Annotated in this window: 1 protein-coding gene; it reads right to left on the reverse strand. The window is 55.9% G+C overall.

Annotated elements, in window-relative coordinates; genetic code table 11:
- A partial coding sequence (locus SB719_RS22620; protein ID WP_412160103.1) for a GNAT family N-acetyltransferase occupies positions 1-236 on the reverse strand: 236 nt, incomplete at both ends.

Consider the following 236-nt stretch of genomic DNA (forward strand, 5'->3'; position numbering starts at 1 on the left):
TCATCAAAAAATGGCGAATCGGCGTGGTGGTTGGCGTGGTGATTTCTCCCTGATTAACAAACCCCAGCTTGGCGAAAAACTCCACCGCGTCTTCACGGGCGCTACAGGTCACGCGCTTAACGCCTTCCTGACGCGCCACCGACTCCAGGGTCATCGCCATCAGCGTGCCTAACCCTTTGTCCTGCACGTCGGGATGAACGGCCATAAAGCGAATGGACGCTTCATTGTCGGCATTA

This window comes from Pantoea sp. SIMBA_079 (assembly GCF_046940275.1).
GTDB classification, from domain to species: domain Bacteria; phylum Pseudomonadota; class Gammaproteobacteria; order Enterobacterales; family Enterobacteriaceae; genus Pantoea; species Pantoea borealis.